Origin of the sequence: Pseudomonas sp. DWRC2-2 (assembly GCF_049897885.1) — a bacterium.
GTDB classification, from domain to species: Bacteria; Pseudomonadota; Gammaproteobacteria; order Pseudomonadales; family Pseudomonadaceae; genus Aquipseudomonas; species Aquipseudomonas azotoformans_A.
This window is the reverse complement of record NZ_JAFCXD010000001.1, coordinates 610,234-636,235: the sequence shown is the minus strand read 5'-3', so window position 1 is coordinate 636,235 and position 26,002 is coordinate 610,234. Positions and strand designations below refer to the sequence as shown.

Annotated in this window: 21 protein-coding genes; 7 read left to right on the top strand and 14 right to left on the bottom strand. The window is 51.9% G+C overall.

All coding sequences use genetic code 11. The annotated features are described in order from the left end of the window. Positions 1–7: 7 nt before the first annotated feature. The 4 genes from ACP7EW_RS03135 to ACP7EW_RS03120 all read right to left on the bottom strand — a co-directional run bounded on the left by ACP7EW_RS03135 (position 8) and on the right by ACP7EW_RS03120 (position 8,061). Entirely contained in the window at positions 8–4,468 is a 4,461-nt protein-coding gene (locus ACP7EW_RS03135) for a PIN domain-containing protein (protein WP_426215220.1), read from the bottom strand. 966 nt (positions 4,469–5,434) lie between these two features. Continuing rightward, a complete protein-coding gene (locus tag ACP7EW_RS03130) occupies positions 5,435–6,349 on the bottom strand; it encodes a hypothetical protein (protein ID WP_426215218.1) in 915 nt (304 codons plus the stop codon). A 2-nt stretch (positions 6,350–6,351) separates the two neighbouring features. Further along, positions 6,352–7,161: a phosphodiester glycosidase family protein gene (locus ACP7EW_RS03125; RefSeq protein ID WP_426215216.1), complete on the bottom strand. Its 810-nt coding sequence runs from the start codon at positions 7,159–7,161 to the stop codon at positions 6,352–6,354. Between the two features lie 306 nt (positions 7,162–7,467). Further along, positions 7,468–8,061: a hypothetical protein gene (locus ACP7EW_RS03120; RefSeq protein ID WP_426215214.1), complete on the bottom strand. Its 594-nt coding sequence runs from the start codon at positions 8,059–8,061 to the stop codon at positions 7,468–7,470. Positions 8,062–8,404: 343 nt separating this feature from the next. Here ACP7EW_RS03120 and ACP7EW_RS03115 point away from each other — a divergent pair, with 343 nt between their 5' ends. Next, entirely contained in the window at positions 8,405–8,620 is a 216-nt protein-coding gene (locus ACP7EW_RS03115) for a hypothetical protein (RefSeq protein ID WP_426215212.1), read from the top strand. Positions 8,621–8,653: 33 nt separating this feature from the next. Here the strand turns inward: ACP7EW_RS03115 and ACP7EW_RS03110 are convergent, their stop codons facing one another. From ACP7EW_RS03110 to ACP7EW_RS03095, 4 genes are all read right to left on the bottom strand, one after another. Continuing rightward, positions 8,654–9,346 carry an ImmA/IrrE family metallo-endopeptidase gene (locus tag ACP7EW_RS03110; protein WP_056789435.1) on the bottom strand — a complete coding sequence of 231 codons (693 nt, stop codon included), beginning with the start codon at positions 9,344–9,346 and terminating at the stop codon, positions 8,654–8,656. A 163-nt stretch (positions 9,347–9,509) separates the two neighbouring features. After that, positions 9,510–9,938 (bottom strand): hypothetical protein, encoded by a 429-nt coding sequence (locus ACP7EW_RS03105; protein WP_426216372.1) that lies wholly within the window; start codon positions 9,936–9,938, stop codon positions 9,510–9,512. 261 nt (positions 9,939–10,199) lie between these two features. Next, positions 10,200–11,870, bottom strand: a complete 1,671-nt coding sequence (locus tag ACP7EW_RS03100; RefSeq protein ID WP_426215210.1) for a hypothetical protein — start codon at positions 11,868–11,870, stop codon at positions 10,200–10,202. Between the two features lie 10 nt (positions 11,871–11,880). Then, a complete protein-coding gene (locus tag ACP7EW_RS03095) occupies positions 11,881–12,849 on the bottom strand; it encodes a hypothetical protein (protein ID WP_426215208.1) in 969 nt (322 codons plus the stop codon). Positions 12,850–13,033: 184 nt separating this feature from the next. Between ACP7EW_RS03095 and ACP7EW_RS03090 the strand changes: the two genes are divergently transcribed. Then, the gene (locus ACP7EW_RS03090; RefSeq protein WP_426215206.1) at positions 13,034–14,950 is read left to right on the top strand and encodes an ATP-dependent nuclease; all 1,917 of its coding nucleotides are present in this window, start codon (positions 13,034–13,036) and stop codon (positions 14,948–14,950) included. Further along, positions 14,937–16,688 carry a UvrD-helicase domain-containing protein gene (locus ACP7EW_RS03085; protein WP_426216370.1) on the top strand — a complete coding sequence of 584 codons (1,752 nt, stop codon included), beginning with the start codon at positions 14,937–14,939 and terminating at the stop codon, positions 16,686–16,688. The genes ACP7EW_RS03090 and ACP7EW_RS03085 overlap by 14 nt, the downstream gene beginning before the upstream one ends. A gap of 518 nt (positions 16,689–17,206) precedes the next feature. Here ACP7EW_RS03085 and ACP7EW_RS03080 read toward each other — a convergent pair. The 3 genes from ACP7EW_RS03080 to ACP7EW_RS03070 form a co-directional block, all read right to left on the bottom strand. Further along, positions 17,207–17,797: a DUF6338 family protein gene (locus tag ACP7EW_RS03080; protein ID WP_426215204.1), complete on the bottom strand. Its 591-nt coding sequence runs from the start codon at positions 17,795–17,797 to the stop codon at positions 17,207–17,209. 108 nt (positions 17,798–17,905) lie between these two features. Further along, positions 17,906–18,265, bottom strand: coding sequence for a 4-fold beta flower protein (locus ACP7EW_RS03075; RefSeq protein ID WP_426215202.1), 360 nt, complete (start codon positions 18,263–18,265; stop codon positions 17,906–17,908). Between the two features lie 69 nt (positions 18,266–18,334). Next, complete coding sequence (locus ACP7EW_RS03070) at positions 18,335–18,481, bottom strand: hypothetical protein (protein WP_410239493.1); 147 nt, start codon at positions 18,479–18,481, stop codon at positions 18,335–18,337. 406 nt (positions 18,482–18,887) lie between these two features. On the opposite strand from ACP7EW_RS03070, the gene ACP7EW_RS03065 reads away from it, so the two are divergent. From ACP7EW_RS03065 to ACP7EW_RS03055, 3 genes are all read left to right on the top strand, one after another. Continuing rightward, positions 18,888–19,766, top strand: coding sequence for a helix-turn-helix transcriptional regulator (locus tag ACP7EW_RS03065; RefSeq protein ID WP_426215200.1), 879 nt, complete (start codon positions 18,888–18,890; stop codon positions 19,764–19,766). Positions 19,767–19,926: 160 nt separating this feature from the next. Beyond that, complete coding sequence (locus ACP7EW_RS03060; RefSeq protein WP_426215198.1) at positions 19,927–20,649, top strand: HNH endonuclease; 723 nt, start codon at positions 19,927–19,929, stop codon at positions 20,647–20,649. 96 nt (positions 20,650–20,745) lie between these two features. After that, entirely contained in the window at positions 20,746–21,948 is a 1,203-nt protein-coding gene (locus ACP7EW_RS03055) for an RES family NAD+ phosphorylase (protein ID WP_426215196.1), read from the top strand. Positions 21,949–22,279: 331 nt separating this feature from the next. Here the strand turns inward: ACP7EW_RS03055 and ACP7EW_RS03050 are convergent, their stop codons facing one another. Then, positions 22,280–23,428 (bottom strand): hypothetical protein, encoded by a 1,149-nt coding sequence (locus tag ACP7EW_RS03050; RefSeq protein ID WP_426215194.1) that lies wholly within the window; start codon positions 23,426–23,428, stop codon positions 22,280–22,282. A gap of 306 nt (positions 23,429–23,734) precedes the next feature. On the opposite strand from ACP7EW_RS03050, the gene ACP7EW_RS03045 reads away from it, so the two are divergent. Then, positions 23,735–24,304, top strand: a complete 570-nt coding sequence (locus tag ACP7EW_RS03045; protein WP_426215193.1) for a hypothetical protein — start codon at positions 23,735–23,737, stop codon at positions 24,302–24,304. A 1-nt stretch (position 24,305) separates the two neighbouring features. Here the strand turns inward: ACP7EW_RS03045 and ACP7EW_RS03040 are convergent, their stop codons facing one another. Next, positions 24,306–24,839, bottom strand: coding sequence for a hypothetical protein (locus tag ACP7EW_RS03040; RefSeq protein WP_426215191.1), 534 nt, complete (start codon positions 24,837–24,839; stop codon positions 24,306–24,308). 92 nt (positions 24,840–24,931) lie between these two features. Next, a complete protein-coding gene (locus tag ACP7EW_RS03035; protein WP_426215189.1) occupies positions 24,932–25,999 on the bottom strand; it encodes an endonuclease/exonuclease/phosphatase family protein in 1,068 nt (355 codons plus the stop codon). Positions 26,000–26,002: the final 3 nt, after the last annotated feature.

Genomic DNA, 26,002 nt, shown 5'->3' with positions numbered 1-26,002 from the left:
ATGGATGCTAATCCACTTTCCTGCTTACCTCGGTATGGCCGCTCTCAACCGATGCTGGTGCAGGATTTTGGGCCTCTAGCCGAATAGAAGCCAGTGGTGAGGGCACCGCGACTGCCCAGAAAGGGACTGCATAAGCGAAGGAAACCTTCGCCTCCAGTGTCACCGGCTTGCTAGGTCGCTCTGCGCGCTGCATCGCAACATGTAGCCTGTGCCTGATGGCTTTGCGGGCCATGGAATTGATTTTCACACCAGCTAACGTGAGCAGGAGCCGTGTGTACGCCGAGCGATGAAAATCGTCAGGGCAGCTTGGGTGGCGGAACATCGGTTCAAAGCAATATTCAATCAGCTGCAGCATCACGCCTAGATTGCAACGCACCTGCAAGAACATCAAACAGACAAAATCGGTTATGACGGGCACGGCACTATCAAATGTGAGGTTCGGCTCGGCCAGATAGCTGCGCAACCGGTTGATACCTATGTTTGCAAACGTCTCACCATGACTCATCATGGCGATAAGGTCGGCAGCTTGGATTGAGACGAAGCTGCGCCTGGTCATCACCATTTGAACAATTGCCCGGGAGTACTCGCTTTGCACCAAACGCTCTGAGATCAGCTCATTCGTCAGTAGCATCTGAGGAGATGCCCCTTTGATCTCCAGGAACCCTGCTATAGCGCGGAGGCGGGCATCTAGCGACAGTAGGCCACCGCCGTATTCTAGGCAGACAAGCAGGGTTGCATACTCTCCGTCACCCAGAATGTCTCTGAGCGCGTGCATCTGTGCCGGTAGTAAGGGGGGGCCGTATGCCGGTACCACCTCACAATACTCATCAACAGCCGCACAGATTGAATCGAGAAAAGCGCGCTCCCGATGCCAACTTTCCTCAGTCTGCTCCTGCATACCGAGTTGCCCTTCGTGTGAGAAGAGCGTCCCTCCCTCGCGAAATCGCGCTGACGACTCGATCTTCGTTTTGATCGCTTGCATGGTGGCAGCAGCTACATACAACCTTGGGATGTGCTCCAATACATTGAGCATTCCCAGCGTCGCAAGCTCAACCAACATGGAGAGATCGACTACCCACGGGAGATCGCGGGCAGCGTCAACGGGGAATGCATCGTGGGTCTGGCCCACGCCCATCGAGACCTCAAGTAGTGGCCCCTCATCGGGCCAGCCTCTTACGAGATCGATCACATCCACACCGAGCATCCGCGCGATAAGTTCAAGCGTGGCCATATGTTGGCCGTAGAGACCAATTATGTTCAGACCATGTGCTTTTTTCTGTTCGACTTGCTTGATGAAGAAGGAGATATCCAGCTCGCCGTCCTCACGAGTGGGGATGGTCATGGCGACTAAATTTTTGCTCGGAACGACCGCGGTTGAGACCTGCCCATATGATAGGTCGAGCAACCGTCGGTGAATAGTCACTATCCGCTTAACCTTGAGCGTCTGCTCTCCTATCAAGCTGCGGATTGTTGTGGTTTCGCCAACTTTGAGACCAATAAGCGCTACAGCCTGCGCGGAGTCCGCAGCGATGAACTCCGCGGTCGGGGAGAGAGGTGGGTCAATGTTAAAATCTATTGAAACGTAACCGCTGCCGCCGTTGCTGTCTTCGAGTTCGACTGAAGTACCACAACCGACCTCAACTGGGTTGGTGAGGAAAGAGTCCACCGTGCCGGATGCCATGACCATGAGTGAGATGTGACCAGCCGCAGCCTCAAGATTGCCCAAGTTCACTCGCATGGTGCGGTAAATGCGGGCGATGCCTCGATCATGCATCCCCTGACTGATCTCTGCGTTAGCAAGTTTCAATTGATCCTGAGCGGAGCCTTCGAGAAAGACAGGAAGCGTGGCGATGCACGCGCCCATCTGCCGAGGTTTTATGTTGGCTAGAACCTGGATCAGCAACAACCATGCACTGGCATCAAGGGGGCTCTCAGAAACGATCATCTCTGCGATTTCAAGCATCCTGGGCCAATCACCGGCGTTACCGTAAACGTTCAAAGCCACGTTTCGGACATCTGCGGACTGGCGCCATTCCCCAGGAAGTGACTCCAGCAGATCTCGAACCTTCGCGCGCTGATCAGTTAGGGCGTATGCGTGAAGAAGATCAACGTGCAATGGAGTGAACGAGTCGCGAGGAAGCACGCGCTCGAGCATCGCGATAGCGTCATCGTGACGCCGTGCATGAAGCATCCACTGCGATGCCATGGACAGCTCCAGCAAATCGCTGCTTTGCTGTGCGAGTTCAGCCACACGATTCTCGAATGCCTGGCGCACTGCTTCGTTATCGATAAAGGCCCGAGCAGCGAAAACCCCATCGGTAATATTGCTGTTCTGGGGAGTGACACCTAGCAGCTTAAGCTCTTGCTGAACTGCATCATTGTGTTGCTGACGCAGCAACAATTCCCAGTGCATGTGGCGGAGTATCCGCAGCACTTTCGCCGACTCCTCCGTGACAGGCCGCTGCACCTGTACACCGTAGGCAGACTCGAGCATTGGCTCTCTACCCGCAACCAAGCATGCTTGGCCGAAGATCACCAGTGCGTCATCAGGAAGCTGTTCAAGGCGATCGGAGAAGCGATCAACAGCTTCACCTTCACGATTCAAATCGCATAGGGCTTCAAGTTCCACTCGGGCCGAAGTCTCATGTTCTGGGACGCCGCGCTGTCTTCCCTGCTCGATCATGTCCAACGCCTGAGCCGGCTGCCCCAATAGCAGATACGCATAGGCGAGGTGAAACACGACGTCAGTCTTTGTCCTGGGACTTTGCTCGGCCCATAGAGCATTCTCGCGATCTTCAAACTTGGACATGGCATCCATGATGAGCTCACGTCGATCCAGGGGCTGAGATCGCGTGTTCACGTGGAACGGGTTGTCCGTAGCGAGTCGCAGCGTAAAACGCAGATAGTTTTCGACGATGAAAATGGAACAGTCAGGCTGCTCCAAAGCTTCCTTGATAGCGTTGACGGCACCAAGATCGTCCCCGGCGCCAGCCCTGGAACTGGCCACCATCTGCCAGGCCCCGGATTTATCGCGAAAGGCTTCGGGGATCTCGTCTTCAGTTAGCTCTTCTCTATTGAGGACTCTTGCGTTGGTGTAAGCGATCCATACCGAATACGACTCCGGAAAGCGAGCCTGTGCCGCGTGGCCAACCTGGAGAGCAGCCTGCACATCATTTTTGAGCATGTGAGCCCTGACATGACCCGCAGCGATACGGTCATCGTCGGTATAAAGGTTTGCGGCTGCCTCAAGATCTGTCGAGGCGATCTCATCGTCCCCAAGATGCCAGAAGCACATCCCACGAAGGAAATACCAACGGGCCTTCTGGTGAATATCAAACGTGTCCAGCTCGTCCTCGAGGAGTTCCAGCTGAGTCAAGGCATCCTTGTATCGGCGATCGTTGTGCAGCGTGCTGATGCGGTCGAGCTGGCGCGTAGCAAATGTAGTTTCCGACCCTTGGATTGCGATGGGGAGGTCATCAGTAAGCAGTGTGCTGCCGGCAGCGCGGCCAACGGAGAGGAGGGGAGCGAGATATTCCGCCAGCGGGGTAAGCTCTGACGCGCGCTCATGGCTGACAGGCATCGTACCCATTTGGTAGGCCCGCACACTCTCGCGTATCAGCTTGGCCGTATGAAATTCCTTGGCAAGTTCACCCAGATGGGCTGAAGCGGAAGAGAGATCGATTTCTCCGGCCGTGCCATTGAGCTCAGCACACACAGATAATAACTGCGACCACACTGCGCCGCTGTCCCGGCTAGGTAATGCCTGGGCGATAAATTGCTTTTGGTATCCGGTTTCCTGAGTGCGATCCGAGTCCAAGTCGTGGGGGACGAACTTCAGGTGGAGCGCGAACTGGCGCAGGTCTTCGTCGTTAACCGTGGCCTCATTGTATTGCTCAGCTGCAGCCTTGATGGCGGCGTAAGCAGTCCGGTTCCGAGCGTTACTCAGACCCTCTGAATGCACACGGGTGTACCAGGACTCATGTGAAAGAGACGCCAAGGCGAGCCTGACAACCTCTACCGCGCCTTCCATGGATGACGAGCTAGACACGTGGTAGACGATCAAATTGTCGTCCAGTCCTCGCTGGAATGTTGGCGTGATGAAATCGAGCCACGCAAGCCCTACGGCTTCGGTAAAAACGTCATTGGCAGTCGCCTTGAGTGACCGCTTCATCTGCATTCTGATGGTTGCTTTCTGTCCAGTGCTCGCCGACGCAGCATGGACAACAAGGTCGTCAGTATTGTGGTCAAATCCTCGACCTTGGAACAGCAACCCAACGATGGCAAATCCTTCGCGCAGCCCGGCACATGGGAGGCCTAGGCACATAGCGAGTAACCGCACCGCCTGTACGCGTTGCTCAAACGCACCGCCACGCCCGCCAGTTGAAATAGGGCTTGCGACCTTTTTCTGCTGAGGTTTCGGTTTTGGGTTGAGAGCTTTTACTCCCTTTGCCTTTGGAAGCCTTGCCATACCTGGCTCGCACAACTGATATAGGGCCCTATCTTATCGATCATTAAGCGCCATGCGTAGCGTTAGCTTCGCAAGAAAATTACATAGCGTGCGGCCTGGGGGGATGGAGTTCGTATCGAGCGCCAGCATCGTCGAGATGTACCATCCAACGACAACCAAAAAACATAAAAAGGCAAGCGGAGCGCGCAGGCGTGAGGATGGAAGCCCGGCAGGGCCGAGACTCGGCTCCGCCAGCCTCGGTTCACGACAACCATCCCCGCAGGGGCACGCTTATACCCAAACTGGTAAACTGTGCAATCGCTATCTCCTCAGCAAGCGTTTAAGGTTTTCTTGCGCGTAATGGTCACCTCTCCATGATGAAGATTGCTGACTCTTAGATGCACTCCCGTGTAAGGGGGGCGGGGACTCATCCTTCATCTCTTGAAAGCTCAGTGAGTGCTGAGGCTAGCGCCGTCGCCTGCTGAGGCGTGAGCCTGAAGCGCGAATCATCGATTTTGATTGAAATTATGTCGTCGGATTCTGTATCCAGGAGAACTGCGTAGCTGTTGTCATCGCCTATGACTTCGCCCTCGGCGATCCCGGGCCGAGTGAAGATGGCAAGCCTAATTTCGTCTGAGTCACCCCCGGGCGAACCATCACTTGAAAGTGAAGAATCTGTTCGGAGGCAGTTTTGTGATCATAGGTTCGATTTACTCCAAAATAATAAGTCGCATGACTAACTAAACGGAGCAGAAATTTAAAACTTGAGCAGTGATTAAATGATTGTTGCACGCTACCCCAGCTAGAGGATTGTTGTGCTACTCCCATTGAACCAGCATCGACACACAAAATCTGAAGCCAAAATCCTAAGCGTAGGAGCGGCACCACAATGGGGACGCTACCAACGGTGAAGGTGGGCTGAGTTTAACCTTCACTTTTTGGATAAAGGCGTCAAACGATTTAAGACTGGCTTCACGAGCGTGACGTTTAGTAGTCGCTTCCGAAATCGAAGCTCGCCGTCGCCATGAATGTGTCTGCCTGTAGGGTTCTCCAGTTGGAAAACTTCACTGCGTTCGAGCATTCGACCCCTTGCGCACCTGCTTCTGTTTTATGAGTTGGAGCTTTTCTCAGATGATAGGCACACCCGCGCATTTGAATGCTCCCTGTTTCCTTCTCTAACACATAGTCACCTACCACCCAGAGGCGTTCCTCCACAGACTTGAACGGTATCGAAAACAGCATACGGAAGGTGTTGCCATCCTTGCTGCCAGTGATCAATCCGCTCTGCCACTTGTAGCGAGGTAAATCGAATGATCCGTTTAGCTTGGATTCTACTTGGATGAGCTTCAGAGCGCCTGAATTTGCGCCCAGTACAACCTCCCACTCACCCGTAAGAATGACGCGTTTAGTATCCGTCCGCTCGAAATGTGGTTTAAGTGCTGGCAGTTGAGGCTCGATGATGAAACTGATGGGATCAGAATTTCGTTCGAGGTCACCAGTACGGTAGGTCGCCGTAACCTTGATCGGAGCGTCAGTAAAGCTGATAGCACGGATTTTGAATTGCTTGAGAAGAGCCGAGCCGCTGAATTCGGCGACCTCTGCGTTAGCCGTAGGGATCACCTTCAAGCTTTCTGAGGACGATGTGACGGTGACTGTCCCAGGGGGCAGCTTATGTTGCGCCGTCGGATAGATTTTAATGACCAAGTCCTTGGTTTCACCGATGTTCAGTGTCTTAGAGTCAGCGTCAATTAACACCCGGGCGTCAGGGCTTTGAAGCATGGTATAGAGATTTTTCATCGTCTCCGCGTTGGTTACGCACCAAGCTACACCCGTTCCGCAGGACGCCAAGACGCCAGCAAATACTCCCCACTTGACGGTCAGCATTTTTTTAAAATCGAACATGGCTATTTCTCAGCCAAACGGTCGATTCTAACGGCGTTCGGGAAGTACGATCTTCCGGAGTCGCCGAACAGCAGGCCTCTGGAGGGGATGTGTATCTGAGCCCCCGCACCACCGTCCAAAGCAAGCGCCCTGTGAATTTTTAGGCCCCGACTATCTGCGATGTTCTTGAAGGCCTGTGCGAAGTCATAAAGGGTGGAAGCTTGGCTGAATGAGTGGAACACCCCAACGACCAGCATCTCCCCCTCGAGGGTATAACCGATCGCAACGCGGTTGAATTCAGAGTCCCTAGGGTTTTGGCGGACGTCAATTGCGCCCTTGTAGAGGATGATCGGTTTAGACTGGATGGCTTCAGGCCAAGCACCCGCTTGATTACGGTTCTGGGCCGGGATTATTTTTACATTCCCCTTGCGATCAGAAACCAGAATGCCGCCGTGATCCCATTCCATGAGCTTGACGAGGCGTTTTCCATTAGACCTGATCAACCCAATCGGCTTTTCGACACCGTCTGACCTGAATCCAAAAAAGCCACCGCTTGCTATCAAGATTGTGTTTTTGTTGGCGAGTGTCCCATATGCTTCCTTGGCCGTACCTTTCCTCCGAATGTCCTGGACGGAGAGTGTAGAGATGTTGGCCGGGATGTAGGCTATGACAGTTTGGTATTCACCGCAGACGTGAGTAGTAACGTCTGCTCCCGCAGCCAGCGAATAATTTTTTTCTACACAATCTGGAGTCGTTGACTGCTCCTGTGCATGAGCAGTGGAGGCTACTGCCAGTAGTGAAATCAGCAGTGCGGCGAGAGAAGTCCGTTTCATTATTCTTTCGTCTACATTTTGGATGGCACCATCAGAACATCGTCTAGACGGCAGGAGAAAAAGGCGCAGAATAGTAATGCATAAGTGAAATGGCGTCTTGCCACTTTTTCCTGTTTTTTGCGTATGAGTGCTAGCCGCGCCAGACGTTCCAGCGAACTAGAAAAGCCAAGGATTCGAGCTAGCGTCGATTGACTGCAAGTGGCGCAGCTCGCGGAGGCAAGCTGCTTTATGTAAATACGGCAGTGGGCTCAGGTGAACTCGAACGTCAGTGTTTCAGTATTCAACAATCAAAATATTAAGCGATGCTTATTCGTACCCTTCTATGCTGGATGATTCGGGTTTGCGCTTAAAACGGTCATAAGCGATACCGCCGATGATGCCCGCCAAGGCGTTGCTTGCCAGATATGCAAACGCGCTGGTTAGCCATTGAACTGCTGTATTTGTGACTGAGGAAGCGGAGATGCCGAAGTAGATAAACACTGGATCAAGCAAGCCTGAAAAATGCAACGCCGGAATCCAGATCAGGCCAAAGGCAATCGTACCTTTCAGTAGCTCTATATTATTGAATTTCTTTGCCTTATGGATGCTAGTGCCCATGTCCTGAGTGAATGTTGGGGACGAGACTATTAGCTTTCTGGAGCGCAGTCTGTAAGCCATAAACGCAACAGTGATGGCTGCATATCCAATCTGAAAAGCGGTGTCGAGCTTGTTGGCTCGAGCCAAAATTTCAGATGCGTTCACCACGGTAAGCAAGCCACCCGCCAACCATACGAAAGTAATAGCGAGCCACACAGCTGCCATTTTGTTGCGATAATTATCTAGCTTTGTTTTTTCTATGGGCGTGAGGGAATCTGGTTTTATTGTCGACGATCTACTCGTCTTCGATTTTTTTCTTGCCATTTTGCAGTGCCTTTTTTTCTCGGTGTCCGGGGCTAGGTGAAGTGGATTAACACAAATAATATCGACAATTTCTTCAAATACTTAAAGATCAAAAAGCATTTGCATATGGATTTTTCTTTGCATTGCGGTCATGCCAGTAGAATTCATCTCTCGCGCTTATTGACTGCTGTTATTGCTTTCTGAAAGACCTTTGTAGGCCTCAAGCCTAGGTGCCGATCATAGTGCTAGTCCTCTCCGGACAGTGCCTTGACCTAACTGGATGGCCCAATGCCTACTTCGGCTCCGCGCAGAGCAATCCTGCCAAACGACACACTGGCAACTGATCCTGTTCGTGCCGACTGCAATGACTCAGCAAGACTGGATCAAAGTCATCGCTCCCAAACTCTTGCTGCTGGCAGCAGGCCGAGAGCTTCTGGAGTTGGCTAATGCACTGCGAGAATCGAAAGCTCATCCGCATCTCGATAAAGTCTTCGAGCACATGCAAGACAAAGTCAGTATGTCCATCGATTTCGTCGAAAACCCACCAACCATGGACTCGTTTGGGCCGACGCACCAATGAGCATCGGCACTAGAGTATCAAGGAGGATAGAGGCTAGGGCCAGCGTACTAGCTGAAGCTCCTTGATTCGAATCGCCATCGCAATATCCGAAACCCCAAATTGAACCGAAAGTGGAATCAAATTACGGTTGTTGAACCGGGCACACCTTGCCAGCGAAATCTCTCGATCAAGCGAATCCCTTTCTGCGTTCAGAAGCGACCACGGATCTGAAGGGTTGAGGTGGTAACAGGTGGTATCGGTGAAGGGGAAAGGGCCCTTCATTTGAAATTGAGCAGCAAAAGCATCCAGTAGAAGTCGGGCTGGTATCAAAAAACACGCCGCAAAGTAATCAGCCTCCCTTTCCTTGGGAGGGCGACTTTGTCCTCGTGCCGATCCGTCCAAAGGCTTATCACGATGCATCACCTCATCTTCATGAAGCACAAAGTGACCGACCTCATGAGCGCCAGTGAACCGGATTACATTCATTGGGAATTCGGTGGAAACAGCTATGCGTCGAATCGAGCGATTCATTAAGCCAGCAGCCTTGAAACGCTCTCCCTCTCGCCCGAAGAGTGGAGAGCCCAGGTTAGGAAGGAGCTGGTAATCAAGTCCCAAAATATGGGCCGCGACCTCAGGTGCCAGCATCTGAAAAGGCGTTAGGTGCCGGTTTGGCCATAAGCGTTCCTGGTTGTCCCAAATTTCTTTATGAAGACGATGGGCTGCTTGCTGGATGCTTTCACGGTTCATAGCTGCATACACCATATGATGTGCTATATGTTCATCCTATTCACCATATGTAGTGTTGTCAACGACCTGCAATGTCGGGATAAAGACCTGAGTGGGCTCCCGTTAATCGTGCGAAGAACCCATCTCGGTGCCTGTTCTGTTGCGATCCGGACTAGCGGCGACCCTAGCTGAGGGTTTGCGTAAGCCACGTTTCCACTTTTTTCCATCGGCCAACCTCGGAAAGCTGTGACCTTCCTGTATCTAGAATCTGAAGTAGCCGCTGTCTTTCCGCATGAGAGGGGAACCAGTCATCAATTTCGACGCTGCAGTGGTTGGACTCGCTCAGTGCCCATCTCACGATCATGTCTGCAGCAGCTCTGCTGTGATCCGCCATATTCAGCCGCCGTCCCTCAACAATCCAGCCACGCTCAGCTAGTTGATCAGTGACGTCAGTGATGCCCAGGTCGCCAAAGTAGCCTGTAGTTTCAGGCAAATGGATGCCTGCCAATGACACCTTGGCCTCGCCGGATTCCCGATCAAAATAGGCAAGAAAATGCCACCCACCCGTGGTGCTTCCTGGATGGGGGGAATTGATGGCGGCTTTCCCTGTAATGTAGTGCTAGTGCGAGACGCGTTTGAGGTCAATGTCGAACAGAGGGTGGTTCATGTCATCTGACCTCAAGAAAACAGCATTCACTCTGGTGTAGGAAAGCCAGGTTGTCATCGACGTGAAAGAGCTGATCTACCAAGAAAAGTGAGAGATCCTCTACAACTCCTACCCATCACCGATCTGCTATGCCGTGGGGGGGGGCGATCCGTTCCTTAGTTAAGTCCTGCTGCGCTATGCAGATATAAAAGGAGCAGAGTTCTGATCCTAGCACTCTAGCGTCGCCTCAAGCCTCAACAGCAAACCGTCATTTCGAACCATGACTGCATCCAGTTCCCTATCCAGATGTTCATGCAAAGTTTTGAGTTCGCGACTGCGATTGACCCCTAACGGATCCAGACGGTCGATCAGATACACAACAAAAACACTTGTGATGCCAGTCAATGCGCCAATGATAACTGCAGAGACCACGGAGCCGATAAGTCCAAGGCCAGGGATGGTCAATATAAACTTTTCAATGAACTCCTCAAGTGCGACTCCACCTATAACTATCGCGCCGGCACCGATGACTTTCAACGCTTCATGAGCGCCTTCTCTAAACGTCATGCCCTTCGGTGGCATCGCAAGCGTCTTGAGGGCACGCAGCAGAGACATAAAACCCTCACGGAACATGCGTATGACCCGTTTACTCGTAGTCATGAGGGTATTCAGAAAAACGGTGATCAGGTTCGATAGAACTCCGGCGACGAATCCTGCGCCTCCGGCAGCAAGAGCTTCTTTCCATTTGCTACCCACTCGGCACGCCACACGCTCCATACGTGAGCGTAGTTCTGGCCACCAGCGATCATGAGCGGCTCCATTACGATAAAAATCCTGAAGCTCGTCAAAAGTGGCGGCGAAAAATTCGACTAGCATGAGACCGAATGCTTGTTGAAAGGCCATTTTGCCACCTTCTTTCATGCTGGTATCAATCACGTTCTTTTTGAATTTTTCACTCTTGTAGTGGGCGTCGCTGAGCTTCGCTTCGTACTCTTCGCGCGCGGCTTTGTCTTTGGTCAGTATCATTTCTGGATTGTCAGCAATGGTTTGCTTCTCCAGATTAAGTTTGAGCTCGTTACGCTCTTTGATAGTCAGTTCTGACGCCGGTTTGGATTGCAACTCCGCAATCCGCTCAAGCCGAGCAGGGGCCCCTTGCTGCAGGCGCTTGACGAGAATTTCGACCTTCTGGTCGCCTTTAGATTGGTTGAAGCGCTCCTTCGTAGGGTTCAGGTTAGAGGCGCTATTCGCTAGAGGTATGGCTTCAAGACCTGCGAGATCTCGACCACGATCTCGATGGATCTCTGCCGCTGAGATCGTATGATCAAGGTTGCGTTTATCGAGTTGTTTAGGCCCAAAGATCTCACCTGTATATGCGTCTCTCAGATCGCCCGACGCCTGATCTGTAGTGTCTCTACGGTTCTTGTCAACGTAGCGCGAGTCACGATCAAACGTTTTTCGAAGAGCCTTGTCCATCGGGGGAACTTTCGCATAGTTATTACGCGCCTCTTCGGTTGCATAGACCTCTTTGCGGGCATTATGGATGGTATCTACGTTCCCACCGACCTTGTCATAGACAGACAGAACCTTGCCTAAACCAAACGGAACGACTACCGCCTGGAGCACCTCGCGGCGACTGTCCGTAATCAATTGGTCAAAACGTTCTCCGTTAAACGTCTTAGTGAAGTCCAGCATTGCCGCATCAACCTCCGCTTCACTAACCCGTGTATCAAAGTCTATTGAGAGGGCGCTGAATGCCAAGTCAACACGCTGGCTATCAATCGATTGCTGCAGCATCGCTAAAGCATCAGCAGATTCTGGAAGAGCAACGAGTGTCGGCTCTTCACGTAGCTTCGCCTGCAACTGACGGCGGGCTTTAAAACGATCAATTCGATCCGTCATGTCAGTCTCCTTAGGCGCTGGCGCGAAGTTGAACCCAGTGCGACAAGAACTGTGTCTCCGCATCAGTAACATCGTCATCCAGGTGAATCACAAAACGGATGATTTCCTGAAACAGGTCTTGGGCATCGGCACCCACGGCCTGAGCAATTACAAACGCCTCTTTCAGCGAAGGAGGTTGATCAATCTGTGCATCGAGAGCGCTACGAACTTGAGGAGGAAGCCATTTGGCTCCCATGCCGAGCAATAGCTCGTCGATCTGCTCCTGCTCATCCCGGCTCACCATGCCATCGCAGGCTGCACAAGCCTGTGCTACGGCTTGCATAGCAATGAGCATCCGGAAGTAGCTGTCGTTATCTGTAAGCCGGGAAGTAGCCTTTTCAAGCGCCGACTCAAACCTGTTTTCTCGCTCCAAATACAACGCCTTCGCCTTTGCCTCACCTCGGGACTCAGCTTCCTTAATCTTTGCATCTTCGCGATTTTTGCGTGCCGCCCAAAACTCAGTCATGGATTGGCCAAAGTTACCGACGTAATCCTTGGACGCGTCGAAGCCGCTGCCCAGTACGTCTCGCGCTGATTCAAAGGTGCCAGTAATGGCATCACCTACGACCACTGCTGCGTTGGAGACGGTATTGTGCGTGGCGTCGTAAGCATTCGAGGCAGCGGTCACAGCCTTTTCCGAAGTCTCGGACACTGTAGTAACCGTGACGTCGTAGACATTAGAGACAACGTCGACAACTCTATCGGTCGCATTTGATACTGCTTCTTTGGTAGCGCCGAATGCGTCCGAGGCAACTGCCGCCGCTTTTTCCGAGGTTTCGGACACCGTGTTGACAGTGGCATCGTAAGCATCGGAGACGACATCGACGACTTTATCGGTTGCACTTGATACAGCCTCTTTAGTGGAGTCGAAGGCGTCGGATACGCTTTCTTTCACTTGATCGGCAGCCTGGGCAACCGAATCGAGGAGTCGTTTGAGCATTTGGGGGCGAGTCCCTGCGGGCCAAATAAAGGTTTAATTTTGAGAAACATACCCTAGTGATGTCAATATGATTCCAGTGCTGCTACCTAGCTTCTGTTGGAAGCGTTACCTCTTGCCGACTCAGCTTTTTAGGTAATGATGGCCCTACTAAGCCACGATGGATTCTCAGGAAGAAAGGACGCTCATGTATTTACGTACTTTAGATATTCACGGTTTCAAATGCTTCGGCGAGCCTTTCACGATTGAGTTCCACGATGGTCTCAATGTTCTGGTGGGAGAGAACGGAGCCGGTAAGACAGGTGTCATCGCGGCCGTCCGCCAGCTCTTTAACGACTCCGAATCTGGCAAGCGTCTAATCAACGAGAGAGATTTTCATCGTGGATTTCACGAGGCGGCAGTAGCGGCACAAAGGATTGATATTCAAGCCACCTTCTCTGATTTAGATGAGAACGATGCCATTGCATTCAGGGATTGGTGCGGCAACGAAGATGAGGCGAAACTCACTTTTACCGCGCTGAATGTGGAATCTCGGGGGCGGTTCAAAAGCCAACTCTATGGCGGTTATGCACGAGCTGCAGCGCTGGAAACCGAGACCCTCGACCTTATTCACTGCATCTACTTACCGCCTCTGCGTGACGCAGAAACAAAACTCCGGGATGGACGTCAGTCCCGTCTAGCCCGACTTCTGAAGGCGCTCTGCCGCAAGGAACTTGATACCGCTCGTAAGGAGGGGAAACCGCATCCCTTGGAGGAGCGAGTTGGGGCGTTCAACCAAGAGCTTTCCGCGAGCGACGACTACGCAATCAAGCAAGCGAATGAACGAATTGGGAATAGCTTGAGGGCTGCGTTAGGGATGCACCTGTCCCAGAACACACTCATTCAGTTCTCGGAAGTAAGCTTTTCACGCATCGTTGAAGGTCTGCGATTGCTCTACTTCCCGAACCTCGCTGCGGCGGACGCTACGCAGTTTCGGTCTCTAGAAGAAAACAGTCTTGGCTACAACAACCTGCTCTACATTGCGTCGATTCTGGCTGAGCTCACGTTAGAGGTTGAGGAGGAGCGCGGGGAAGAGACCTACTTGCGGCTTCTGTTGATTGAAGAGCCCGAAGCCCACCTTCATCCCCAGCTTCAGATACGTCTCCTGAAGCACCTCAGCACTGTGGCCAAAGAAAAAAGTATTCAGGTAATTGTAACCACCCATTCCACGGTCATCTCATCCGCAGTGTCAGTTGACGAAATCATCCATCTCTCCAACAAATGCACCCCGATCGCGATACCTCTGCGGACGTGTGGGCTTCCAGAGCCCAGCAGGAAATTCATTGATCGGTGGCTCGATGTTACTAAATCCAACCTGCTTTTTTCGAAAGGCTCTATCTTGGTTGAGGGCATAGCAGAAGCGATGGTCATCCCGGAGCTGGCACGTAGGGTGCTAGCTCAGTACGGCGAGGGCGAAAACACACTGGAGGATTACGGTGTGTCCGTCATAAACCTAGGTGGGATCTACTTCAAGCATTTCATGCAGCTGTTCTGTGACGTGACTGATGAGAGCGCAGGAGAGGACGTGCCGATACGTTGCGCGGGTTTGACCGACAAGGATCCACCCAAAACGATTAAAGTCGATGCTGAAGGTGGGAAGCAGGTGGCAGTTGAGTACACGCCGAACGACGACGATTTGAGGGACGGTGAGAACCATGCTCTCGCCTACATTGCCAAGATTGGACAGTCTCAGTTTGGCCGCCTTTACGCAGGTCAGTACAAAACCTTCGAGTACGATATCGCTATGGAGGGCGCGAACCTACGAATGATGCTCTCCCTAGCTGCCGATCTTTGGCCTGCCCAGGAAGGAACGGTAGCTCCAGAGCTGCGAGAAAGAGCGAAGCTTGTTTTTGACGACATGAAAAGTCCCGAGCGAGCAGCACACGCGGCTGAGCTGTTATATCGCATCGATTCCACCAGTATTGGAAAAGGAATCTACGCGCAGGCTTTTGCCGAAGAGCTTGAGAAGCAGGAAGGCGAATTCGTCGTACCAGCCTACATCCGTGATGCCATTCTTTGGGCTTGCGGACTCGAGGAGCCCCCGCTCAATGATCAAGCTGACTGACGAGCAGAAGGCTTATATCGGCGCACCTATCGATCAGCATGTCTATCTCAACGCTTGCCCAGGCAGTGGCAAAACTGAGGTCGTCGCGGCCATGGTGGCCAAGGTCGTTGAAGAGTGGACTCGCTTCCCTAGCGGGATAGCGGTTTTGACCTTCTCCAACAGCGCAACGGACGAGCTCAAAAACAGATTGGTTCGCTATCTAGGAGAGCCGCTGGGGTTTCCTCACCTAGTGTCCACCTTTGATAGCTTTGTCCATTCCCGGATGGTCGCAAGCATTGCGAGCGAGGTCACTGAGTTTCCAGGGAAGGATGGGGACAGTCGGATCAGGATCTTGGAAAACAAGGCCGACATATTCCACACTCGCAAAAAAATCTGTGGCCGTTCGGTCTCCGCCTGTAAGTATAACTACGACCTTGAGACCAAAGGTTTCACGTTCTCGACCGGCGAGCGGACTAGAGATAAACAACTCAATGACGCTCACATCACTAATGTTGCCTTGGAAGATCTGATCGACACGAAGAAGCGCTTCTGGGAAGCAGGTTTTGCAACGTACAAAGATATGGACATGATTGCCCTGGCGGCGCTCAAGAGGCCCGCTCTTAAGGGCTATTTCCAGCGCCTGGCGAAGCGATTTCCACTGATCATTGTCGACGAGTGCCAAGACCTGTCAGCAGAGCAACTGGCCATGGTACGCAAGCTCCATGGCCTTGGTGTTAAATTCCACTTCGTAGGCGATTTGAACCAATCGATCTACGGGTTCAGAAAATCTAATCCAGACAATGTGAAGGCACTCCTTGCCGAGCTCCGTTTCGCAGAGCTGCCACTCACAGCGAATTGGAGAAGTGGGCAATCCATCGTGGATTTTTGCAGTGACTTGCTGCGAATCGATCGGATCTCGGGGAATCCCGATATTGCTACAGTTAAGCCCCTTCTGCTCCAGTACACAAAATGCCCATCAGAGCTCATTCCAAAGATCAACGAGCTCACCAATGGCTATGAGAAAGTTGTCGTTGTCGCTCGTGGGCACAGCACGTTGCAACGGTTTCGCAGAGGCGACAGCTTCAAGGGCGTTGAAGTGTTGGCACTGGCATGTGTGGCTGCCAGTAATGGGAGCAACAAGGAGTTGAACGTCGCGGTAGCACTATTCGCTGAATGGTTGGCTGGCAGGCTCGCCCTGCACGTCACAAGATCAGGCCCCCATTGCCCGGTAGCGATTGAGTCGAAGCTTGCCTGGCGGAAATTCATTCACCAATGTTTGAAGCACTTGGTTGCCGCTGGCGCTGCGGATACAAACCTGACGTGGAAGGAGTGGGCAGCATTAGCAAAACAAACCATGCGTAACTTGCCGGATCAGGCTTTCGTGTTGGACGAAATCAGTGGAGATCTTGAGCCGCTTAGGGAGCTGGTACTTCGATCACCCGCAAAGCAGGGTGACATCGCACTGTCCGTCCGCCTTAACCACGCGGTTGCTCAACAACCAGTCGCAGACGTCCTACGCTACGAGACCATCCATCAAGTCAAAGGCGAGACTCACGATGCGACTGTGGTCGTGTCATCTCTTCAAAAGGGCATTCACCTTTCCCATTGGAAAGAGTGGCTGGCCGACCCAGCATCCGAAGGCGCGAGGTTTGCTTACGTGGCGAGCTCACGTCCGCGCTACATGCTCATCTGGGCGGTGAAGAAACTGAAGGTCGCAGAGAAAGAGACGCTTACTGGGTTAGGGTTTGAGCTCGCCTGAAACTGTGCTAACTAACGATGATGTCAGGGAGGAGCCTACTGGCATAACAATTATCCAGGCGGGCTTCCCATTCGGACATCAGCTCCTCGCCGCGAAGCTGCGAGCTGACGTTCTATCGTTTTTTAGGTGGCGGCGGAGGTGGAGGCGGCGCGGCAGGTCTTTGGCTGGTTGTTTGTTTGCTGATACCGTCATTCACATGAACTCTTCCGCCGGATTGGTTTGTCATGGGATTACCTTTTGGTGGGTGGTGGAGGGGCCTTAGGTGGAGTTGCCGGGCGCTGAGCGAATGGCTTGGGTGGATTTGAATGTCCGCCACTCGGTTTGCGTGGTTGGGGCGATATACCCCTTTCCTCGTACATTTCGACCTCTATTTTTTCGGCGCTTTAGGGGGAGCAGGCGGTGGTGCTGAGGGACGGATATTAGCTGGCGCAGGAGGATTAACATTCATTCCCTCATTACCAGTTCGCTGTTCAAGCACGTGATGCCTAGGTTTATTTTCGTTATTCATTTCTGATCTCCTACTCTAGAAATTCGACTAGGTACACATCGCTGTTTGCGATCAAATAACTCTCGATGCCGGGCGTGTCGACCCACTCATTCTCTTCGTTCATCCAGCTTGGCTGTGTAATGAGGAAGTGCCCATCTTTAGGCTCGGTTGGCCATACTGACGGGTACCCGAATAATCGCCGTCCATCAAGCAGGGTAAGCACCACGCTTTTGCCTTCGCGTTTGCGGAAGGCATAAATCCACTCGGGGTACGACGAGCGAGACGTCAAGGTCAACCACCTGCCAAATCTGTATAGATAGTCGTGGTTCGAAGCGAAGGCTAACAATAGGCCTAGGGATGTCGCCAAGCCTATTCCCCAAACGCCTTCTACTTGAACCGTCCACTGCCCTAGCTGAAAGTGATGCTCGCCAATGTAGAACAGAACGGGCTTGATGCCTGACACCAGCATCGTGATCAGCCCCGTGCTGATCAGCGCTTGAACTGTACGCTCAAACTGTCCGGGCTTTTTAACATCGGCCAACCAATAGAAGATCATGGTGGTCAGAAAGCCTGGAACAAGTGTCTGTACCAGTGGAATGATTTTTGTAGCGAGGTCTTCCATCACAATCCCCTAGTACCAAAACTGTGGGCATCTTGGAGCATTCTTACAGGCTACCAAGCGCTGCCTGCCTCTATTAGGGATGCCCGTTCAAAGGCGGCGTGTAGTCCGCTAGTCAAGAGAAGAATTCCTGACTAGGCATCTTCGACCACCAGGAGAGCCGAAACGGGATTTCATGCTTAGCGCGTCGTCGACACTTGAGGTATCGCATCTGCTTGAGAACCTTCTGCGGGTTGGTAGAAGATACGGTTTCTCACAACCACCTCTGGAGTCCGCTGTGTAAAGCACAATGTGGCCATGGTTGTCGCGGATCACTCCATCGGATATGCAACCTAGATGGTGACCAGGATAGGAGTAAATGGAGCCTTCATGGATGTAGGCTACGGGGCGACCGCAGTACGAGTACAAATGTTCATCGTCATCGGTATATGCTATCGGCATCCGATCACGATCATAGAAATCTAGGCTCATGGAATTTCTTCATCGGAAGCTAGAGAGTGCAGGGCACTTGTGTGCCCTGAGCTCTGTTAAGCAGCCATATTACTTGGCTGCTTTAGGGCGAATGACGATACGAAACGGCTGACCGTTTGCACGTCGAATCACCTTGCCCGTTTTGGTTGTGATGGTCATGCGATAGATGACCTCACCTTCCCCATCGGGCTTGTCGAACATCTCAATCTGGGACATGGAGTGTCTCCTGCTGAGGTAGGCTCGAATACAGAACTCGCTACCTTGCGAAAGAAACCCACAGGGGCTACCATCGCAACGCTTCTCAACAAAGCGCGAGAGACATCTGGAGCCTGTTCAGACGTCTTTTCCCGAAGGCCGGTCAAGGTACGAACTTGATCGGCCTTTTTGTTTCTGGTGTTTCCTGATGATCTCTAACCGTCTTTCTTGCATCACCAGAGATGCTGCATAAGCATATCTATCGTGCCCATATCAAAATCATATCATCATCATTTTGATTACGTCAAATCATCTCGTGCTATGATTACTGGTAAATCATCGCCGACCACTGACCACTGGTGGGGTTGATGGATAAGGTGGCAAAGCGGTAAGGCGGTAATAAATTAGACAGCTAGACGGAGAGCACATGATTGATTTGAGCGAGTACAGCCAAGCGCAGAGGGAGCGTCTGGCTTACATTGATTTCCGCCTGTATTTCACAGGGGTTGTCTCGCGGACGGATCTCATGGAGCGGTTTGGGGTAGGAGGGGCAGCTGCAACTCGAGACTTCGGACTGTATCGGGAGATTGCACCTGGCAATACCGAGCTCGACTCGGTGACAAAACTCTATGTGATTAGAGAAGCGTTTTCCCCGCTGGTTGTTCATTCACCCGAGCGAGTACTCACTGCACTTTCGCAGGGATTTGGGTATGGCATGGACTCAGATGAGAAACCGCTCATACCACACGAATCGGTGTCGCTCCTTAGTCGACCTAAGGTAGAAATTCTCGCCCCCATCACAAGGGCAATTCGCCTTAAGCGCGTGGTGAAGATTACCTACACTTCTGGTTCAGGTCAGTCTGAGCGGGAAGTCGTACCATTTGCTATAGGTTGTGACGGCCTGCGGTGGCACGTTCGAGCATTTGATCGAAAGCGCAAAAAATTCGGGGATTTCGTGCTGACACGAATCGGGCACGCCGAGATCCATATGGGAGATAAACCCCGAGACGAAGAAACACCGAAGCATGATGATCAATGGAATCGCATGCTTGAATTGCCCTTAGTGCCGCATCCCGATAAAGATTCTACTGAGATTGTGAAACGCGACTATGAGATGCATGAAGGGGTACTTAAACTGCGTGTGCGCGCCGCTATGGCTGGATACGTCCTGCAGCAGTACCACGTAGATTGTTCTCCAGATCACAGCATTGCGGACAAGGCTTATCGTTTATGGCTCCAAGATCCTCTAGCTCTCTATGGGGTGGAGAGCTCCATGTTTGCGCCTGGCTATCAAAGACCTAATTGATCTCTAACCAACGTCTCCGTTAGAAGGAACGAAACGTCGCGCTTTTCTTCTGATTCGTCAGCTCTCATCTAGGTAAGAAACGTTATTCTCACTTACGCCTTCGGGCTGGAAGAGCTTTCCCCTGCTAGGGAAAGCGACCACTGAGATATGGAAGCTTTGCATGGAAGAAAATCTGCGCCGACTGCTGTTAGCATTTGAAGATTGGCTGGTACGTGAAGGGCTTTTGGGCGACGCATTTTTCCTCTCGCCTGCAGATTGGCAGTCGCGAGGGGAAAGCTGGCTAAACGACGCCGTGCACGTTTTGGTGTTCGACGGCAGCAGCATTCACCACATGCTAAATTTCGGGGGGGATCTCACAGAGTTCGAAGACATCTTCGAAAGCTTTGGCTTCTACTACGAAATGGGCCATAGCTGGAATCTGGGAATCTATCCAATCGAGGGCTACGACTTCACTCCGACATCGGCAAGATCCACGTACTCGCAGCTCCTTTTTGATCCCCGCTGGAAAAGAAAAGCCGACCTTGTGAAGCGCGTGGCTGAGCATAAATGCCAAGATTGCGGGGCTACCGGCAGGCTTGAAGCTCACCATTGTTACTACGCCCGTATGAGCAATGGATTTCGGCCTTGGGAATACCCAATCAGTTCGCTTCGGGCGTTGTGCCCTAAGTGCCACGAGACCCGAGAGAAAGTCGAGATGAGCTTCCGCGCCTGGTCTGCAAAGCTCACTCACCAGCAACTCGTGCAACTCCAACGTGGGGTAGACCATACGGGGCATTGGATGGGTAATAACGAGCTTCTTGAACTACTCACTGAGTCCAGTCGTACTGATTGCGACGATCTTAAAGAACTGCATAGAAGAATAATGAGCAAGCCCGCTACTTAGTAAGCCTATAACCCTGAAAAAAGGACAGTGATCTCCGGTTTTATTGCTCAAAAACCGGATCAGTTTCGGTGCTGGTAAAAGGAATCTTGCTGCATTATGGAGAAGTTCATCTGTTACAAATGCGTTATAGAGTCGTATCTGGAGTGCCAGATCAAGAGTGAAGGTTCATCCATGTTGTGTGCGCTGTGTGGGATAAAGCGCAGATGCCTTCCCTTTTCAAATATCTCCGACATGGTAAAAACTGTATTGGACGGCTACATATGTGAGGGGGACTACTACCGGCGCTTTGGCCAAGACCGCTCTCAGGACGGAGAGGATCCCGAGTTTTGGGTGAGCGAGGTTCTATGTTGCGACAACGAAGAGCCTATAGTCCAAGCCATCTGCAACGACCTTGAGGGTTACTCCTATAGCGGAGACACCAATTACGTCCGAAAGCCATTTCTGCCCGATAGCATCGGTCGTCAGTGGGTCGAGTTTCAGGAAGGGATGCTGCATGGCAATCGTTTCTTCAACGATGGCGCACGAAAATTTCTGGGTTGGCTGTTCGACGGACTAGACAGCTATTCAAGTTCAATCCAAGAGAGTGCCGTTGTAAGGCTGCTAGCACCGGATACCTCGCCGCCAATTTTCCGAGCTCGTCCATGTGCTTCGTCTGAAGAAATCGACTCAATTTCTGCTGATCCTGACCGTAATCTGGGAGCCCCTCCGAAAGAAAAGGCCAGAGATGGACGAATGAACCCTGTGGGGGTTCCTGCGTTCTATGGTGCTTTCGAACGTAACACTTGTGTGGCCGAGCTCCGACCGCCAGTAGGTAGCGATGTTATAAGCGGAGAATTCCGCATTAACGGGGCCCTCAGGGTATTGGACTTTGGGCGCTTTGCTGAGGCCGATCTGGGTGCACATCCTAGCTTTTTTGAGCCTAATTACTTCCTCAAAGCCGGGCGACGAGAATTTCTTCGAGTCTTGCACGACCAAATTACGGTTCCAGTCCTGCCGGGCTCCGGAAGAAGCTATCTGATAACTCAGGTCATCGCAGAGTACCTTGCGACACAACATTGTCCTCGTTTTGACGGAGTCATCTTCAAGTCGGTTCAAAAGCCTGGGGGGCAGAACATCGTACTGTTCTCGCATGTTGCTTCACGGGAAGCCTCTATCGTGCAACCTAGCAATGGTGGGTACATGGTTCTGGGGCCTAAGGAGACATTGGGCACTCAGATAGCTTTTGTGCCTGGTAGCTTAGTGATACATACCATTACGGGCGTCCACTATGAGCAAGACGATTTTGCACTTAGAGCCTAGACAGAAGGTTTACGGTGCAGCAAGTAATCGCCAGGGAGGTGGATTGTCCAGGCGATGACATCAGCGCTTGGCATGAGATGGTTAGTAATCTGAATTTTCTCTGCCAACAGGGGGCGATGAGAAGCATCAAATGCTTCGGCGGCTGTGATACCAGAAATCGGCTGGGTATCTGAATGCAAGCGGAGCGCGCAGGCCGAAAGGCCGAGGCGCGAGGATGGAAGCCCTCCGGGCCGAGACGGAGCCTTGGCGAGGGGCTCGGTTTACGACAGCCGTCCCGAAGGGCGCGCACAACAGTATTAGAGCCGCCGGTCAGCGAGCGACAGAGATTGGCTCAAAACATTTTCGGGAGAATGATTTGTAGTTGAAGGACTACAAACCACGCGAAAAAGATTCCACTCATTAAATACAGAACCATTAGGATGAGACGACGGATTGGGTGCATCGTGTTTTGCCAAACTGCAATCGTTTGAGCAAACGCTATAGCTCCAGCATGATCTGCGAACAAGTGATCCAATCCTTCAGCTTCGTGCCGTATGTTGACGGTGCTTCGACTCTCAAGATGCGAAGATATGCTGATAGGGCACCTGTACCAGCCCACCACCAGATCTCCCACCTTTGATTTGGGATTGTCCTGGATGTCGTATTCATTGAGAGAGCTGATGGTCAAACGACGCATTAAGGGGCGGTTACCCTCGTAGATGTATTGCGGTGAGAACTCCTCCATATGCGAAGAGCGATCGCCCTTTCGCCACATAGTGACTTTCCGTAGGTTGCGATACTCGAAGAGCGCCCGCTCAATGTGAGCGCATGCATAAGCATCAAACCCTGCGAATGCAGGAACACCATATCCTGACATAATTGCGATCGCCGTCCGATCTTCGGACTTCTCCTCATCCAGCAAGTCAGGATGTGGCCACCAGTTGCGTTTGCTCCACCAGCGTCGCAGCTCATCCTCAACCAACGTACGAAGCCACACACTGGATTGATTTTCGAGTAAACCAGGCTTGGAGGAAAGGGCCTGTTTCAACAAAAGAGGGCACCAGATTTCATACCAAAGCACAGCGATGAGGTAGGTCAGGCCTGCTAACAAAAGCCACCTGAAGGGAGCTCCTGCGTCACCGGCCTCACCATGCATGCCAGGTGCGGCCTGATAGAATGCACTGATCAATCCTCCAAAGGCGGCAAATCGCACCGCAGTGGTAGTCTTCAACTGAGACCAGAAGATCCAGCCTGTGCGCTGCCTTAGCCAGTGATATCTGACTTCCTGCCGAGTTGAGCGCTGATTCGATAACGGACTCTTATACATGTCCTGTGCGGGGAATTCATCGAAGTACCACGCCAAAGGATTCATCTCTCGAAATCTAGCCGCACGCTTGCGACGTCGATGGGCTTTTACCATCGAGTAATATTGCTCTGCGGTTTGATAAAGATCATCAGGTTTTGCCTTCTCTTCGACATTATCGTTTTCAATTTCAGACATGCGCAGTCCGTTGTTCATAAAAAGTGAGGATCCGCAGTCTAGAGCGTGAACGGTCAGATTACAGCTCGTACAACGACGTAAGCGGAGCGCGCGTGCCGTCAGGCTGTGGCGCGAGGATGGAAGCCCTCCGGGCCGAGACGCGTTAGCGGCTCGGTTCACGACAGCCGTCCCGAAGGGCGCGCACAGAGAATTCCACGAACACTCATGTCATCACGGCAACGTTGTCATAATTATTTTTCATGTCCGCTAAAGTTTTTTGAACTACAGACCGTTTATGTTTGTATTTAGCTGAAAAGGTAAATGCAGATGTTGGAAGGCATTGGTTTCAAGCGCGACTTTCTTTGCTGGCGCGGGCGCAACTTTGACGAGCGTTATGAATGCCGTGTCGCAGCCATTGGCGATGGATTTGTAAAAGTAGAGTTCGAGTTTGATTGGATGGAGGTCAGCGCGGAGGTCGCGAGAGAGATCGCTTTTTACTTGTCTGAAGCTCTGTCAATCGCTGAACAAACCGATGGTAAAACCACGACAGCCGCGGTGCGTGAAGAAGAGTTGCTCACCAGGAAATATCGTTTGTCGTGTGGCGCATGGCAGTTCAGCGCCGAAGGTGCTGTACCTGTCGAGAATGCTAGCCTTGAGTTTCTTGAAGGTGCGATCGGCGCAGGTATCTTTGTTGCGGTTCGAACCATTGAGGACGGTGGCTTCGAACTTCAGTTCGAGTCGATGGGCTTCTCATTTTCAGCGCTGGATGCATCCTGGTTGCAAGAGAAGCTTCTTGAAGCAAGCCAACAGCTTCCAAAACAGTACCCTCGAAAAGGTTTATTTGAAGCGGCACAGATCGTAGCTGGAGGTTGGGTGCCCAACCTACCTGGCCGATGACCTAAATGCTGGCATCGTGGGCGTTCATTGCTTCCTTGAGTGAGTTGAACCAAATAAGTGGCTCGCCTTGTTCAGCGATCATAAGCCGCTGAGCAACCCTATGCACGATCGAAGTAGGGTCTGAAATCTGTTCCCCAGCGGTGAAAAATTCAACGGCCGCAATGGCGAATTTGTCTTCATTCATGGACTGTAGGCAGATGTAGCGGAGTGCCGATTTTGAGTTGAGGCGGCGCCAGGATACGACTTGGATGTAATCAACGATGTCGACTACGTTTAGTTCGGCATCGCTACGTCGGATTTGCTGTTCGCTAATGGGTTTTTTATGTGACGGATCTACAAGATGCCTTAATGCTTCTCGGCTCTCCAGGATCTGATTACGGATCTCGTTCGGGTCGATAGACATCCCGCCGCGATCGGTTACCGCGAGCGTCTTAAGCTTGTTCGCAGCATCTATGAATTCACGCTCCCTCTTGCGTTCCCTGTCTGACCTTTTATCTCTAAAAGCCCATCCATAGACGCACGCGAACCATCTCATTCTTCGACCACCTTATCGTGTTGTAGGTTGAGCATCTTCCGCGATGAGCTGGAATCCCCTAGCTCATCTTAGGTAGTCTCCATGGCTTGTTATTACGTCTTTTTACAGTTGCCCGCCAGGCGAAAATTTTGGCTAACCGCATCGGCCTCACTGTTGAAGGCCACCCGATTTTTTTCTGATACAGCATCATAGGAAGGGCACCCAGGGCGATGGTAAACCAATGTTTTCCGATTACCGATAATCGCAACGTTGACTGCTTTTTTGTTATTTCCTGCTTGAGCTGACGCAGCTTTGGTCTTTGCCTGGCTGATCGCGATTACCGGTACGCCTTTTCCCTTTTTGCTCAGATCAGCATTCAGAAATATCGGTGCATGGTCAGATATGTTTCCTCGTCCCTGAGCGTGTGTAAGCCCGAGATATTTGGGGTAGTCGAACACATGAACCGAATTGATCTTGATTGTTGAATCCTTGCTTACAAATATGTTGTCGTACAGGTTGGCAAATTTCCCGTCGGTTGTGGAAAGCGTTGAGGCACCGTTCAATACAAGAGGCTTGGCGCTCGAATCCAAGCTGTTCCAGGCAGGGGAGGTTGGTGGGGTATTGAAATCACCCATCAGCATTATTTGGTTATCGCCCGGATACGTTTCCTTCAGCCACAACCAATAATTCGAAAGCGCCACAATTTCCAACGTCCTATCTTTTTGGCTTTTGCCATAAAGGATGTGCACCGTGGCCACAACGAAATACGAGTTGTCAGTGAGGGATTTGAATCGAGCAGAGTAGGGTTCTCGCTCAAATGTGTCATCGCGGTCGAGGTATGTGACGGCGCCGTCCTCATAAGCTACTGCGTCATCCCTCCACACGAAACCATACATTTCTTTGTATGAGGAGCGACCAACCGCATGAGATGCCATGAAGCTCCATTGTTTACCGGTTTGTTTGGTCAGCTCCTTTGCTAATGCGCCCAGAGCCTCTTCATTCATCAGCTCCTGGACGGCAAGGAAATCGACCTTCTGTGCAACCTTTGCTATCGCCTTAAAATCCTTTGTATCCCGAATGCTGAGATGTTCGAGGTTCCAGGTACCAATTTTTGTGGCAGCAAACGCGTTCGCGCAGGAAAGCAAAAGACAAGCAGATATGGAGAGGACAAGCTTAAGCATTGT

Coding starts and splice junctions, on each gene's coding strand:
- ACP7EW_RS03135 (WP_426215220.1), bottom strand. CDS start 4,468: ATGGCAAGGCTTCCAAAGGCAAAGGGAGTAAAAGCTCTCAACCCAAAA.
- ACP7EW_RS03130 (WP_426215218.1), bottom strand. CDS start 6,349: ATGTTCGATTTTAAAAAAATGCTGACCGTCAAGTGGGGAGTATTTGCT.
- ACP7EW_RS03125 (WP_426215216.1), bottom strand. CDS start 7,161: ATGAAACGGACTTCTCTCGCCGCACTGCTGATTTCACTACTGGCAGTA.
- ACP7EW_RS03120 (WP_426215214.1), bottom strand. CDS start 8,061: ATGGCAAGAAAAAAATCGAAGACGAGTAGATCGTCGACAATAAAACCA.
- ACP7EW_RS03115 (WP_426215212.1), top strand. CDS start 8,405: ATGACTCAGCAAGACTGGATCAAAGTCATCGCTCCCAAACTCTTGCTG.
- ACP7EW_RS03110 (WP_056789435.1), bottom strand. CDS start 9,346: ATGAACCGTGAAAGCATCCAGCAAGCAGCCCATCGTCTTCATAAAGAA.
- ACP7EW_RS03100 (WP_426215210.1), bottom strand. CDS start 11,870: ATGACGGATCGAATTGATCGTTTTAAAGCCCGCCGTCAGTTGCAGGCG.
- ACP7EW_RS03095 (WP_426215208.1), bottom strand. CDS start 12,849: ATGCTCAAACGACTCCTCGATTCGGTTGCCCAGGCTGCCGATCAAGTG.
- ACP7EW_RS03090 (WP_426215206.1), top strand. CDS start 13,034: ATGTATTTACGTACTTTAGATATTCACGGTTTCAAATGCTTCGGCGAG.
- ACP7EW_RS03080 (WP_426215204.1), bottom strand. CDS start 17,797: ATGGAAGACCTCGCTACAAAAATCATTCCACTGGTACAGACACTTGTT.
- ACP7EW_RS03075 (WP_426215202.1), bottom strand. CDS start 18,265: ATGAGCCTAGATTTCTATGATCGTGATCGGATGCCGATAGCATATACC.
- ACP7EW_RS03070 (WP_410239493.1), bottom strand. CDS start 18,481: ATGTCCCAGATTGAGATGTTCGACAAGCCCGATGGGGAAGGTGAGGTC.
- ACP7EW_RS03065 (WP_426215200.1), top strand. CDS start 18,888: ATGATTGATTTGAGCGAGTACAGCCAAGCGCAGAGGGAGCGTCTGGCT.
- ACP7EW_RS03060 (WP_426215198.1), top strand. CDS start 19,927: ATGGAAGAAAATCTGCGCCGACTGCTGTTAGCATTTGAAGATTGGCTG.
- ACP7EW_RS03055 (WP_426215196.1), top strand. CDS start 20,746: ATGGAGAAGTTCATCTGTTACAAATGCGTTATAGAGTCGTATCTGGAG.
- ACP7EW_RS03050 (WP_426215194.1), bottom strand. CDS start 23,428: ATGTCTGAAATTGAAAACGATAATGTCGAAGAGAAGGCAAAACCTGAT.
- ACP7EW_RS03045 (WP_426215193.1), top strand. CDS start 23,735: ATGTTGGAAGGCATTGGTTTCAAGCGCGACTTTCTTTGCTGGCGCGGG.
- ACP7EW_RS03040 (WP_426215191.1), bottom strand. CDS start 24,839: ATGAGATGGTTCGCGTGCGTCTATGGATGGGCTTTTAGAGATAAAAGG.
- ACP7EW_RS03035 (WP_426215189.1), bottom strand. CDS start 25,999: ATGCTTAAGCTTGTCCTCTCCATATCTGCTTGTCTTTTGCTTTCCTGC.